Source organism: Undibacterium sp. RuTC16W, assembly GCF_049339445.1.
In the GTDB taxonomy this organism is placed as follows: domain Bacteria; phylum Pseudomonadota; class Gammaproteobacteria; order Burkholderiales; family Burkholderiaceae_D; genus Undibacterium.
Genome location: NZ_JBMPPE010000003.1, coordinates 439212 through 453774 on the forward strand (window position 1 = coordinate 439212; position 14563 = coordinate 453774).

Annotated in this window: 9 protein-coding genes; 2 read left to right on the plus strand and 7 right to left on the minus strand. The window is 48.9% G+C overall.

Features of this window, described 5'->3' with window-relative positions:
* Window positions 1–123 precede the first annotated feature (123 nt).
* From bcsQ to ACO0K4_RS08750, 4 genes are all read right to left on the minus strand, one after another.
* Window positions 124–897, minus strand: coding sequence for a cellulose biosynthesis protein BcsQ (gene bcsQ, locus ACO0K4_RS08735; protein WP_422956228.1), 774 nt, complete (start codon window positions 895–897; stop codon window positions 124–126).
* A gap of 55 nt (window positions 898–952) precedes the next feature.
* On the minus strand, window positions 953–2413 hold the full coding sequence (gene tldD / locus ACO0K4_RS08740) for a metalloprotease TldD (RefSeq protein ID WP_422956229.1): 1461 nt from the start codon (window positions 2411–2413) through the stop codon (window positions 953–955).
* Window positions 2414–2621: 208 nt separating this feature from the next.
* Window positions 2622–3419, minus strand: a complete 798-nt coding sequence (locus ACO0K4_RS08745) for a carbon-nitrogen hydrolase family protein (RefSeq protein WP_422956230.1) — start codon at window positions 3417–3419, stop codon at window positions 2622–2624.
* Window positions 3420–3463: 44 nt separating this feature from the next.
* Window positions 3464–7792, minus strand: a complete 4329-nt coding sequence (locus ACO0K4_RS08750) for a YhdP family protein (RefSeq protein WP_422956231.1) — start codon at window positions 7790–7792, stop codon at window positions 3464–3466.
* Between the two features lie 318 nt (window positions 7793–8110).
* On the opposite strand from ACO0K4_RS08750, the gene glnE reads away from it, so the two are divergent.
* Window positions 8111–10855 (plus strand): bifunctional [glutamate--ammonia ligase]-adenylyl-L-tyrosine phosphorylase/[glutamate--ammonia-ligase] adenylyltransferase, encoded by a 2745-nt coding sequence (gene glnE / locus ACO0K4_RS08755; RefSeq protein ID WP_422956232.1) that lies wholly within the window; start codon window positions 8111–8113, stop codon window positions 10853–10855.
* A 104-nt stretch (window positions 10856–10959) separates the two neighbouring features.
* Here glnE and pbpG read toward each other — a convergent pair whose 3' ends face one another.
* From pbpG to ACO0K4_RS08770, 3 genes are all read right to left on the minus strand, one after another.
* Window positions 10960–11970, minus strand: a complete 1011-nt coding sequence (gene pbpG, locus ACO0K4_RS08760; protein WP_422956233.1) for a D-alanyl-D-alanine endopeptidase — start codon at window positions 11968–11970, stop codon at window positions 10960–10962.
* Between the two features lie 341 nt (window positions 11971–12311).
* Window positions 12312–13007 (minus strand): nitroreductase, encoded by a 696-nt coding sequence (locus ACO0K4_RS08765; protein ID WP_422956234.1) that lies wholly within the window; start codon window positions 13005–13007, stop codon window positions 12312–12314.
* The gene (locus ACO0K4_RS08770; RefSeq protein ID WP_422956235.1) at window positions 13007–13444 is read right to left on the minus strand and encodes an acyl-CoA thioesterase; all 438 of its coding nucleotides are present in this window, start codon (window positions 13442–13444) and stop codon (window positions 13007–13009) included. The genes ACO0K4_RS08765 and ACO0K4_RS08770 overlap by 1 nt, the downstream gene beginning before the upstream one ends.
* Before the next feature lie 532 nt (window positions 13445–13976).
* Between ACO0K4_RS08770 and ACO0K4_RS08775 the strand changes: the two genes are divergently transcribed.
* A complete protein-coding gene (locus ACO0K4_RS08775; RefSeq protein WP_422956236.1) occupies window positions 13977–14540 on the plus strand; it encodes a phasin family protein in 564 nt (187 codons plus the stop codon).
* Window positions 14541–14563 lie beyond the last annotated feature (23 nt).

The window sequence follows — 14563 nt, forward strand, 5'->3', positions numbered from 1 at the left end:
ACAGGCTTCACAAAAATGTATACGCGAGGTTTGACAGAACGGATGCAAGAAAAGTGCCCGCGTCACACTGAATTTGTAAATTAAGTACTTAAATTTACGCTAGGGCGTAGCCGCTTGTATTGATTACTTAGCCCGCACTTGCAACTGTAACAATAGCCAGTCGACTACTTCCTGTAGTGCTGTGGCAGCGGGACTCTCCGGCTCATAATCCAGAACCAATCGCTCGTAAGCTAAGGCCTCTTCAATCTGAGCACTCTCGGGAATAAGAATTGGGACAACTCTGACACCTAACTGCTCCTTATACAAGGAGACGACATCTTGAGATAATTGACTATTTGACACTTGATTCACCAGATAAGCCGAGTTAACTGGCACGCCTGCTTCATTCGGGTGCGCTGCAATTAAGGATTCCATTTCTGGAATCGTTGCGTAAGAAGCAGCATCCGCCAACACCACAGTCAGTAAAAAGTCGGCAGCACGCATCGCCTGCGTTAAGTAAGCCGATGGTCCGGGCGGAGTATCAAGCAAGACTATTGTATTTTTTGGTAACTTAGCGCGCTTCAATGATTTCAGCAGCCACTCTGCTTGCTGCTCCAGCACTTGCTCAAAACCGATGCGTTGCTGCTCACCGGCACTACCGTAAGGGACAAAATCCACACCCAACGCACTGGAGAAAGCAACGTCCCACAGCTTGGGTGCTCTGTCTTCAGCAATGATACTGAGTCCACTGACAACATCAGGCGGCAATCCACCCATATGCCACTGAATCGCGTTTTGCGGATCAAGATCAAGTACCAGCACAGAAAAACCACGCTGTACAAAACCCAGACTGAGGTTTGCAGTCATCGTTGTTTTGCCAACACCGCCTTTGGCTGAGACGACCGCAATTACCGGCATAGTCTCTGCTCCGGAAGAGAAAATTCAATCATCGCCAAGTCTATCAATGTAAGGATCAGGCAGTACCGCCAACGGTCAATCCGTCGATGCGCAATGTCGGCTGTCCGACGCCAACAGGCAAACTCTGCCCCTCCTTGCCACATACTCCGACACCAGAATCTAGTTGTAAATCATTACCGATCATTGAGACGCGATTTAAAACTTCAGGACCGTTACCGATCAGGGTTGCACCTTTTACCGGATAGGTGACTTTGCCGTTTTCTATCATATAGGCTTCGCTGGCGGAGAATACAAATTTGCCATTCGTGATATCGACCTGACCGCCACCAAAATTCACAGCGTATAGTCCATTTTTAACGGAGGCCAAAATCTCAGCGGGATCTTTATCCCCAGCCAACATATACGTATTTGTCATCCTTGGCATCGGTAAATGGGCGAAGGATTCGCGACGTGCGTTACCGGTAACCGGCATCTTCATCAGGCGAGCATTCATCGTATCTTGCACATAGCCCTTCAAAATGCCGTCTTCGATCAAAGTCGTACACTGCGTCGGATTACCCTCATCATCCATATTCAATGAGCCGCGACGGTCCTTCATGGTGCCGTCATCGACCACCGTCACGCCTTTAGCCGCAACCCTGTCACCGATGCGTCCAGAAAAAGTGCTGGAACCCTTGCGATTAAAATCACCCTCCAGACCATGACCTATCGCCTCATGCAACAACACACCCGGCCATCCTGGCCCCAACACTACCGTCATCGGACCCGCCGGTGCAGGTCGGGCATCCAGATTCACCAAGGCGGACTTGACCGCCTCATCGGCATATTTCTCTAGCAACGCATCAGAAAAATAAGCATAATCGTAGCGCCCGCCACCGCCGCTTGACGCCATCTCACGACGACCGTTTTGCTCCACAATCACGGTCAGAGATACTCGTACTAAAGGCCGGATATCCGCAGCAATAACACCATCGCTACGCGCGACCAGTACGACATCATATTCACCTACGAGATTCGCCATGACCTGCACCACACGGGGATCTTTGGCTCTGGCGATTTTTTCCAGGCGCTCTAACAAATTGACTTTTTGGGTCGCATCCAAAGACGCAAGAGGATCTTGTTGCAGATACAGCGAGCGGCTGCCAACATTTTGCATGCTGGAGGCGACTTTGATTTTCCCTGCGCCTTGTCTGGCGATAGTACGGGTCGCCTGCACGGCATCTTGTAAGGCTTTTTCTGAAATTTCGTCCGAATAAGAAAATGCAGTCTTATCGCCGGAAATCGCACGAACACCAACGCCCTGATCAATAGAAAAACTACCCGTCTTGACGATGCCCTCTTCCAGGCTCCAGCCTTCGCTTTTGGTGAACTGAAAATAAAGATCCGCATAATCCACCTTATGCGTAAACATGGCGCCAAGTACCTTGCCCAACTTAGCCTCATCCAGTCCGAACGGCGTTAACAAAATGTCGCGGGCGATGGCTAAATGGCGCAGATTTGAGTCAATTGGAATCATATTTTTCTAACAATGCTATAAATGGTTGATGTATGAATTGTAGAGCAAGTCGAACATCTCTACCCATCATGGCTTTTTTGAATCATTTTGACAAAAGACATACCGAGATTATTCAGCGCCTCTTGGCAATGAAATCAGTCGTTTGAATGCGTCTACACGGCATATCCGAATTGATTTAAATTGGATTTAATTGAACTTGCAGCAATATCTACATTAATTTGCGGTGCTTTAATGCAGGCAGACTCATCCTTACCGCATCGATGTTTGCCAGATCAAGTTCGCCACCAACTATCCCCTCGCCCTCTGCCAACTCGTCGACAATCTTGCCCCAAGGATCAATCAACATACTGTGCCCCCAGGTGCGGCGACCATTCATATGGATGCCACCTTGCGCCGACGCCAGAACATAACACTGATTTTCGATTGCTCTGGCACGCAAGAGAATTTCCCAGTGCGCTTGTCCTGTCGTGTGAGTGAAAGCGGCGGGAACAACGAGCAAGCTACACTCACCCATTGCCCGATACAGTTCTGGAAAACGCACATCGTAGCAGACCGATAATCCCACTTTTGCAAAACCGGCATCAAATGTCACCACCTGCTGACCAGGCGTAATCGTGCGGGACTCCTCATACGAGTCATCACCTTTGGTAAAGCCGAATAAGTGAATCTTGTCATAACGAGCAACCGCCTCACCTTGAGGATTAAACACCAGGGTCGTGTTCAGCACTTTGTCGGGCTCTATAGATAACAGCGGTATCGTGCCGCCGATAATCCAGACACCAAGCTGGCGAGCCTGCTCTGCAAGGAACGCCTGTATCGGGCCGGTACCTTGCTGTTCTGCAACCAGAAACTTATCTCTTTCGTGCAAACCCATTACCGGCCAGTATTCAGGCAGAAGCAGGAGTTGCGCCCCCCTACTTGCCGCCTGCTGTAATAAGCGCTCTGCCGTGACCATGTTCTCTTGCAGCACCGGGGTGGATACCATTTGTATCGCAGCGATATTCATTGCTTTGCCCTTCTACATCGATTGAGATTGCGCGTCCGCGCTGACTACTTAGCAGCGCTTGCTTCTTTTTTGGGTGGCGGAATTTCTGCCTCTTTATGATCGATCTTAGTGACAGTTGGCTCTTTCCATCCGCCTGTAATCATATACTCGTAGGTAAAGGCGCGCGCCAGCGGTTCACGCAAAAACAATTGCGCTAAAAAGGTACCCAAGCCAATGACCGGATTCACCGCCAGTCCATACACGACAGACGCAGTGCCGGCATTAATTTCAGGAATCACTGCCACATGCAACTGTTGAGACTCGTTCACGATATCTGCCGTACCATCCATTAATACCGCAGCATTGACACTGCGCATCTTCAGATTCTCGGTCTTCGCGATACCCTTCTGAATCTGGGCAGTTCCGGTGATGGAGTCAAAAGCAAAGCCGTCTGAAAATACATCGCGAAAATCAAGTGTTAATCGTCTGGGCAGCGACTGCATACTCAGCACACCCAGCAATTTTGCCGCACCCGGATCGACTTTTAAAAACTGACCTGCCGCCAGTTCTAGTTGAATCTGCCCTGACATGCTGGGCACATCCATGGCAAATGGCAAACCGTTCCATGTAACCTCACCCTGTAGCTTGCCACGCCCGCCGCGCATGACATTCGCAAACCCGACTCTGTCGAGCAATTTACCCGCACTATTAATGTCCAGCACATAGTTCAGGCTAGTCATGCTGTCACCGTTGCGATTACTCCACTTCCCGGTGCCTTTGAGCTCAGCATCCTCATTTTTCAAGAATACTTTATGGATACGCCACTCGCGCCCTACCGTGGTCATTGCGTTGCTCGCCATCAGCTCCAGGCGGCCCAATTTTTTATTAAATAATTCAAAGTTGTCTGCTGCGATATCCAGACTCGGGATCTGTGTATCACTGTTTTTACCTTCAAGTAAATCAGACACATCAGAAGCAGCTGACTGCGGAATGATCAGCTTGCTCAGGCGGGCAGAGACATTACCCAAGCCCTGCCCGCCAGCACCCGAATCACTCCAGGTCAGATAACCGGAGGCCTGGTTTGAATCGATATTAGCTTGCCATAATCCTTTTTGACGAGAAGCACCGACCACAACATTGTCTAACTTCTTCCCCATCACGGTCAGCTCTGCTGTGCGTGCTGCGATCACGTTTGGCTCAATGTAAGCAGCAATATCCAGATCGCTGGCATTATTAGTGGCGAGGTTAGTGGAGACATTAGTGGCTACATTAGCAGCGTTATTTGCAAGCGTGTTTACTGCAGTACCGTTCATGCTATTAACACTGCTCCCCATACTGGCAACGGGATTAGCCCCGGTCACGACCAGTCGTCGCCATTCATCCACATTGACTACCTTGGAATCGATATTGACACTCAGGCCGCTATCTGGCTCCGGTGCAGGTGCATTCACGCCTATCCCGCCGCGCACTACCTGCCAGCTAGCATTTGCCTCCGTCGATTTCTGCCTTTGATAACGCGCATTAATTGCACTACCCAGTGTCACTTTAATCTCGTCGCGTAATTGGTTCGTGTCTATCGACAATTGTGGGATGAGTTCAAAATGCAGAGGCAGATTATCATTCGCGACCTTGCGCAGCGGCGCGGGGAAACCCAAAGCCAGGCCTTGCAGGCTGGAATCTATCTGCAATTCTAATTGGCGCTTTTTCACGCTGATATTCGCGCTATAACGGGTAGCTCCCGTCAGCTTGTCGCTTAGGCGTTCGTTCGCTAACACAGGGAAATTTTTACGCAAGCCATCTGCCGTCGCCTGCCCGTCAAGACGAATCCTGATACTGCCATCTTTTTGCGACCCACCCGTTGCCTGTACAGCGCCACCGAGCAAATTGCCCTTCAGCGTATTGAGATTCACGCCTTTTTCCGTGAACTCAAGTTTGCCGTTGACGGCACTGACAGGAGGAATACCGCCCTGCAACAGCACCTCATTGCCAGCAAATTGCAATATCCCCTGAACTTTAGAATCAACAATATGCTGCAAAGGCAGTTGCAGCTTCAGGCCCAGTTGCGCGTTCGCACTGGCCTTGCTGTCTTTCAAAAAATGCCCGAGCCAGCCATCAACCGGACTAGCACTCACATATTGCAACATCGTTTGTAAATTACCGCTAGCAGTGCCATCAATCGATAGGACACTATTGTGGGTCATCAGATCGGGAATAATCGCTTTGACTTTGCTCAGATCAGCACCTGACGTCTTTGCAGTTTCTCCGCGAATTTCCATACGCGCACGGTCAAATACAAAACTGCCATTAATACTATCAATAACCGGCCACAACGGCGCCTTGCCATCGTCGGCGAAATGACCCGGAGCGAAATCGAGCTTGCCATCAACAATCGTGCCTTTGACCCAAAACTCCCCTTTGGGATTAGGTTTGCCGTCATGCCCGGCAAAAGGAAAATGGCTGAGGTCGCCCTTGATACGCAAACTAACATCATCTGCACGACCGTCGAGCAAAGCGCCGACCAGCCAGTGGCGTAAATCCTCTGGCGCATTCACCGGGATAAAGCGATCAATCTGCTTGAGGTCAAACCCGGTAAATTTACCGATCAGATCAACCTCACCAGGATGAGCTTCTTGTCCCGCCGCTTTGTTTGCCCGCATCGACATGGTGTGCCTTCCTGAAATGGAAGCGATCATGCTGTCCTGTTCAAACTCCATTTTGCCGATCTGTAAAGCGAGCTTATCATCGGCTTCAAATTGCCAGCGCGCCAGCATCTGCAATCGCTTAAACGGCATGACAGGATCGACAAAATAACTGGACAGTTGCAGAGATAAATCCTGCGAGTCGAGCATAAAACTGCCGCCCTTATCGCTGGCATCTACGGTACCGGACAAATTCTCAAACCCGGGTATGGCAGGCACTGCCGCTCTGGCAGGGGTCGTGCTGGTCTTGGCGAGCGCCAATTGTGCGGGTTGTGCCTTCAGCGAGAGGTTAAGGAATTGTCCTTTCAGGCTGTAGGAAACCGTCTCCGGATAAGTCCCCTGCCATTTTGCACTGAAATCTTTGAGCTGGCCTTTGGGCGAAAAATCGACAAACATACGACGCTGGTCCGGTGGCAAAGGCAAATGTTCTGCAAAATTCGCCAAGGTATGCAAGTCCAGTTGCCTGGCGAATAGTTCGACTTTTTCCGGTTGCCCTTTTTGCGCAGGAACATAGCTTTCGCTGATAGTAGTTGCAGGCAAGATCTGACCATCACGTGCCTGCATGGAGAAGTTGATCAGAGAAATTTGATGTCCGGCCTGCCCAAAAAGACCCCGCAAATACTGACGGCCAAACGCAGCGCGTTCACTGGCAATCAGCCTGCCGCTGACTTGCGCCATATCGAGAACCGGCAAATCCTTGCGAAAAGTCCCGAGCACATCGGTCAACCTGACATCGGCAGTCAGCTCGGCCACCCGGCCTTTATCCAGATGCAACCAGGCTCGTATTGCACCATGTGCTTTTTTCACATCGGCAGGCAAATCCACATACGCTTTAAGCATGCTGATATCCGACTGCGCCAGATCGGTATATAGGTCGCCGCTCCAGCTGCTGAGCTCTGTAGTACGGCGATTAAATACTGCATGCTGGAAGTCTCCGCGGATATCAACCGGTGCCGCCAGCGCTGCTGGCGGCGTTGCTTTCAACGCAAATTTATGATGACGCCATTGATTATTCAGTACGAAATTGACTGAGGCAAGATGGAGCTCAGGCGCATTACGGTATTGGTCAATCCAGCGCAGGTTGCCGTCACGGATCACGATGTCGCGTTGCGCCAGTATCCAGTCCAAACCTTTCCCATCCCCCGCCTGCGCAGGGTCGATAAAAAACCCGCCGACCAGTAATTTGCCATCCGCTTGTTTTTGTATTGTTAAAGACGGATGCGCGATATCAAGTTTATCCAGCCGTAGTTCAAATAACAGGACCGACCACCAAGAAACAGTGGCAGAAACTTCGGGCAATACCAGAGCGGCCTGCCCTTTCTGATCACGCACAACCACGTCTTTCAATGCCAGAACGGGATTAAGGCGATACCAGCTCGCCTGCAGACTGGCGATCTCGACCTGACGGCCAATGGACTGACTGGCGAATTGTTCGACATCAGTTTTATAACGTTCCACATTCGGCAAGACACCGTAGCGCAACGCCAAGAACAAAACGCAGAAGAGGAAATAACAGAGCACCAGCAACTTCACCAGGATGCGTGCACCACGACCACAAAATGCCGCCGCAGAACGACAGTTATCCATCACACCACGACGTTGTTGCAAGGCCGTGGCCGGCGCGTGGTCAGGCCCAAGCCCGGGCGCAAGAGCCGGGACTGCTTCATCTGATGGTGGCACGGGCGTTTTATTCATCACTGACACAATGGTTTAGCACTCTCTTGCGGCAGCAAAACAGCTTGACAACATTTTCTGAAAAAACGCGAAAAACAATATACTCCCCCGATATTTTATAAAAACAAGCCCAGCCCGCACGTTCTACGTAGGCAAACATAATTACTACCCAGGAGTATGCTTCAGCACTATAAAAAATCAGCATGCTGTGGCAGCACCCGGCATGCCAGTCAATCTATCCAGCCAATCAAATTCACACTGATGGCAGAGCGCAAACTTATCCAGCGCGACAGCTCCGACCCTACCTGTTTAGCTTTAAAATCGATGCCACGATCATTCATGAAATCCTCCATGACACCAGCACTGGCAATCCCATCCGACCTGATTAACACTGCGCAACTCTCACGCTTCGTCAAACGTTGGTTACAAGCAGATACCACGCGTATCAGCTTACTGGAAGAACACAGCAGATTATCCTTGAGCCCGCAGATTTTTGCTCAGATTTTACAAAAAGAAATACAGGCTGGTATTCCTCTTAACAAAGTGATGCGCCGCTTGCGCAACCTGGTCGTATCGAGCTTAATTGCCCGAGACCTGACAGGTGCGGCTGATATGGATGAAGTTGTCACGACGATCAGTCAGTTTGCCGATTTTGCGGTGCAGCAGCATTTGTCCGCGTTAATGCAGGAAGCGATTGCCCTATACGGCACGCCGACAGGCGAGGACTCCGGAGCACCGCAAGAATTGATCGTACTGGGCATGGGCAAGTTAGGCGGAATGGAACTCAACGTTTCTTCCGATATCGATTTGATCTTTTGTTACGCCGAAGATGGCGACACCCACACAGATAATGCCGAGCAACGCAGTCTTTCCAATCATGAATTCTTCAGCCGGCTGGGAAAAAAACTGATCGCTGCAATCTCAGAGGTGACGGAAGATGGCTTTAGTTTTCGGGTTGACATGGCCTTGCGTCCTAACGGCAACTCAGGCCCCTTAGTTGCCAGTTTTGCGATGGTTGAAGAGTATTTTTTAATACAGGGCCGTGAATGGGAACGCTATGCCTGGGTCAAGGCAAGAGCAATCACCGGCAAACCCGACGATATCCCGGCGCTCGACAAAATCATCCGGCCCTTCGTCTATCGCCGCTATCTGGACTATGGCGTGATCGACTCGCTACGTTCAATGCACGGGCAAATTCGCGCAGAAGTCATCCGACAAGAAACCCGGCATCCCGAGCGCAGCGACAACGTCAAACTCGGTCGCGGCGGTATCCGTGAGATTGAATTTCTGAGTCAGGTTTTTCAGTTAATACGCGGAGGGCGTGAAGCGAATTTACGCGATCGTTCGACCAGAACCACCCTGCTCATGCTGGCAGAAAAAAACATTCTGGAACCTAGCATAGTTGAGCAACTATTAAGTTCTTATCGTTTTTTACGCAATCTTGAACATCGCTTGCAATATCTGGATGATGCGCAGACTCATACCTTTCCGGTGAAAGAAGAAGATCAGACGACAATTGCACACATGATGGGATGTGCGACAACAGAAGACTTACTCAATCAGCTTGCACCACACCGGCAATTCGTCGCCGAGCAATTCGACGCCATTTTTAAAGAGAAAAAAACATCGCAAAAACATACCGATGACCACGCACTAGCAGCGACGCTGGCGGCAGCGGATAGCGATGAAATGCTGGAGGCACATTTAAGCGCCTTGCATTTTCAGGATGTGACTGACGCCGTTCAACGCCTGATGAGCACATGGCAATCTCCTCGCCTGCAATCGCTTAGCGAGATCAGCCGCAATAAGCTGGTTGCCATTGTCAACAGCGCCTTGCCGCAAATTGCGAAACAAGCGCACGGCCATCTGGCGACACTGAATCGCCTGCTCGACTTTATCGAAGCAATCGCCCGCAGAACAGCCTACCTCGCCCTACTTACCGAATACCCTCATACGCTGGAACGAGTTGTCAGGATGATGGGCGCCAGTGACTGGGCAGCCAAATTTTTAACGCGCCATCCTATCCTGCTGGATGAGTTACTTGACGAAACAGCGTTGCGGCAAGACCCGGACTGGGCCAGCTTTAGCGCAGAACTGCAACAACAACTCGACCAGCATACCGACGATACGGAACGTCAGTTAGAAACTCTGCGAGAGATGCATCACGCGTTGCAGTTCCGCTTGCTCGCACAAGATCTGGAGGGACAAGTCAGCGTCGAACATCTGGCGGATGAATTGTCGCAACTAGCCGATCTGGTGGTCGCTGCAACATTGCAGGCAGCATGGCAAACTATCGCCAGCCGCCATCGTGAGCAACCGCAATTTGCGGTAATCGCTTACGGTAAATTAGGTGGCAAAGAACTGGGTTATGCGTCCGACCTTGATGTGATTTTTTTATACGACGATGATGATCAGGAGGCTCCTGCAAACTATGCGAAACTGGCGCAGCGTTTCATTACCTGGATGACGTCGCACACACCGGCAGGCATTTTATTTGACATCGATATTGCCCTGCGTCCTGATGGCGCGAGTGGCTTGCTGGTGTCTTCAGTCAGTGCCTTCGCCCGTTATCAGGAGCAGTCTGCCTGGCTATGGGAGCATCAGGCACTGACGCGTGCACGCTTTTGCGCAGGCGACCTCCGCATCGCGCCAATGTTTGATCAGATCAGAGAGAAAGTATTGAGACAAGCTCGCGATACTGGCAAGCTAAAACAGGAAGTCGTCAGCATGCGTAAAAAAATGCAGGACGCTCATCCCAACCGGACCGACCTGTTTGACCTGAAACAGGATGTGGGCGGGATGATCGATATTGAATTCATAGTCCAATTTTTGGTCCTGCAGCATGCGCACACTTATCCGCAACTGACCGCAAATATTGGCAATATCGCGCTACTAAAATTATGCGGAGAGCTCGGCTTAATTGATGCCAGCCTGGCTGCCGGGAACGCCGATGCTTATCGGCTGTTCCGCAAACTCCAGCACAATCAGCGGTTGCAAGGGATAGAAAAAGCACGCGTCGAACGGGAGCAAGTCTTGAATGAAATTCAGAGCACGAAAACTCTCTGGCACGGCTTGCTGGAATAAAAAAAGCCTGTTGATCTTTATATCAACAGGCTTGGTACGCTGATGTTCAGACGTTTATTGACAGACTCGACTCATACCTTTGCCCTACTTGCGTCATGTATGCGTTATGCCTGCGGTTTGACCGTCTCCAACCATTTGCGGATGCGTCCTGCATCAGCCAAACGAGAATATTTACCCTTAGAGTCCAGAAAGACCATGACGATTGCACGGCCTTGTATCATCGCCTGCATGACCAGACAACGACCTGCTTCGGAGATATAACCTGTCTTTTGCAAACCGATATCCCAAGTTGGATTGACTACTAGTTTATTCGTGGTTGAATATTGCAATGGACGACCACCGCCTGGCGCAACAACATAGCTGGAATCAGTAGAGTATTGACGAATCAGCGGATGCTGATACGCCGCATTGATGAGCTTCACCAGATCCTGTGCACTGGCCACATTCTGACTAGACAGACCGGATGAATCGACATAATGCGTTTCTGTCATACCGAGTTGCTTTGCCTTGGCATTCATCGCTGCGACAAAAGCTGGCAAGCCTCCGATATAATTGCGCCCCAAAGCGGATGCTGCACGGTTTTCAGAACTCATCAAAGCAATGTGAAGCAAATCAGCACGCGATAATTTTGCGCCGACTTTAAGACGTGAGCCTGTACCTTTTTCTTTATCAAGATCGTCATTCGTGATCTCGATTTCTTCATTCATATCTTGATTCGCTTCAACCACAACAAGGCTGGTCATCAGCTTGGTAATGGATGCAATCGGCAAAGACACGTTCGAATTTTTATCGAACAACACTTTGGAACTCGCCTGGTCAACAACGAAAGCGACATTTGATTGCAATGTCAGGGGATCTTCTGAATGCTTCAGTCCCGCAATGTCACCCGCCGTTGGTTTTTCAGGGACGATATGTGCGACAGCGACACGTTCTGTAATGATTTTGCGTTTGCCGTTCACGACAATCGTGCGTTTGACCAATTTGCCGGCTGCAAGCTTGGTAACGACTTTCTTATGAACAATATGTTTTTTGTGATGCGTGGCTTCAGCAAACACGAGGGATGCTGGCAGCATCGCGGCAATAACTATTAGTGCTTGACGGGTAAATTTCACCATCAATCGCTCCTCATGCAAATAAAAAAAATTTAGTGCAGTGTAGCAAAATTGTGAAAATTCGCAAGAGAATTAAAGGCTTATGCTATTTACTTGAACAAAAATCTAGTGTCATCTATTGGAAACAATCACAGAATTTAGTGCAAGCGGAGCAAGGTGCCGGGGTTCTGTGACGACCTATATCATTTTTACTTATTTTTTCACGTAACTGAACAGGCATCGTGCTTATCAATACAACATTTCTCTGAAGCTCAATTGCCTGCGATCACGTTTGAGAAATATTTTGTAAATTTCCGATACCTTATTGATTTAACGCGATGTCTCTTATTGTTTATTGATATCTCTTAATCTAGGAATTGTGTGAACTTTGCAATCTCATCACGCTCAGTAACCAGACTGTTTTCAATTTTGCTCTGATCTGCATATCCCAGCGACATGCCGCAGACCAGCATTTCGTTTTCTGGCAATGTCAAAACGTCATGGATAATTTTATGATATTGGGTAAATGCGGCTTGCGGACACGTATCCAGGCCTCTGGCGCGCGCTGCCAGCATGATATTTTGCAAAAACATGCCGTAATCCAACCACGAACCCTGCTCCATCACGCGATCAATCGTCAATATCAGACCAACCGGCGCATCAAAAAAAGCGTAATTGCGTCCGTGCTGTGCATGCATACCGGCTTTATTTTCTCGTCCCAAGCCTAACAATGCGTACAGATCCCAGCCTACTTTGCGCCGACGTTCAAGATAAGGAGTGATCCATTTGACAGGGTAATAGTTATATTCCTCTTTGTGGGCTTGCACCTGCTCACTATCATTATGCGCCGCCAGAATCGCGGAGCTTAACTGCGTCAATGTGTTACCTGTTAAGACATAGACCTTCCATGGCTGTGTATTACTGCCGGAGGGTGCGCGCGCTGCAACCTCCAATATCGCCTGAATGTCTTCACGCTCTACCGCAGTCGGTAAAAAAGCACGAATCGAACGACGAGAAGTTATCACTTCATCGACACATTGCTGGGTTGGTGACTGGATCATCAGACAGATACCTCTAAAGTAGATAACAAGCTGCGAATTTTTTCCGGAATGGGTACAGGCCGACGACTTTCCCTGTCCACATAGACATGCACAAAATGGCCTTGAGCCGCGGCCATGTCTTCATCGTTTTTAAAAATACCGATCTCATAACGAACGCTGGAGTTACCCAGTTTGCTGACCGTCACGCCTGCGGATATCACATCGGGAAAAGCGACTGAAGCCAGATAATTACATTGCGTCTCGATTACTAGACCGATCTCTTTGCTCTTCTCTATGTCCAACGCCTGATTGACGATCAGAAACTGATTGACCACAGTATCAAACCAACTGTAGTAGATGACGTTATTCACATGTCCATAAGCGTCGTTATCCATCCAACGTGTCTGTATCGTATGAAAATGTTGGAATTGCCTTCGGTTTTTTGCTTCTATCGCCATTTTTTCCTCAAAAATAGACACTGCTTTTAAAGTTAGCTACTGGCTAGCTAAGGCGCTAACTGTTGCTGCCTATTGATCACTTCGGGTAAATATCTGGCAAAAATCTCCATTGCCACAGCCTGATATACAAAGCTTATTACAGAGCAACGTATCAGTTCCATTTAAAAATTTTCATCATTTTGCTTTCGCAACATTTTTTTAGCAATTTAAGACGCAACAATCGCGTCTGGTAACTTGCATAGAGAATTAATTTTAGCCGCACTGTTTCATGAACCAGTCACAATTTCTACAGATAATCATGAATGATTAACAATAATTTACTTCAAGAGAGCTGGTGAAATATTTTATTGGAAATCTAGTTTGTTTTAAAAAAGACATTTTTATTGCATTGCACAATTTTTCTTGACTTTCCTCTACTAATCAATAAAATGCACCATATTGCGGCGCACAAAACGCAGCATTAACGCAACATCACTTACTGTAACAAATCCGATACTTCATCAAACTGACTCATCCCTTTTAGGAGAAATCTATGTTTTCCGTACCTGAACAGTTTTCCGCCGCTACTAAAGCAAACTTCGATGCACAACTGGCACTGATCACTGCGTTGACTGGCAAAGCATTTGAAGGTGTAGAGAAATTTGTCGAATTAAATCTGACCGTTGCAAAAACATCGCTGGAAGAATCTACGGCAGCCACAAAGCAATTATTGTCGGCAAAAGATCCACAAGAATTTTTCAGCCTGTCTGCAGCACAAGCTCAGCCGAACGCTGAAAAAGCCTTGGCTTACGGTCGTCACCTGTCGAACATCGCGTCCAGTACACAAGCCGAATTTACACGTGCTGCAGAAACTCAAATCGCTGAAACAAACCGTAAAGTTCTGGCATTGTTTGACGAAGTCTCCAAAAATGCACCGGCCGGTACAGAAAACGTCGTCGCATTTGTAAAGACGGCATTCAATAATGCCAATGCAAGCTACGATCAATTCACTAAATCGAGCAAGCAAGCAGTAGAAGCATTGGAAGCTAATCTGAATAATGCAGTAACCCAGATCTCTACAGCGACTGAAAAAGCAACGACTCGCTCCAAGAAATAATTTCAGCGTCCTCAGTATCATTT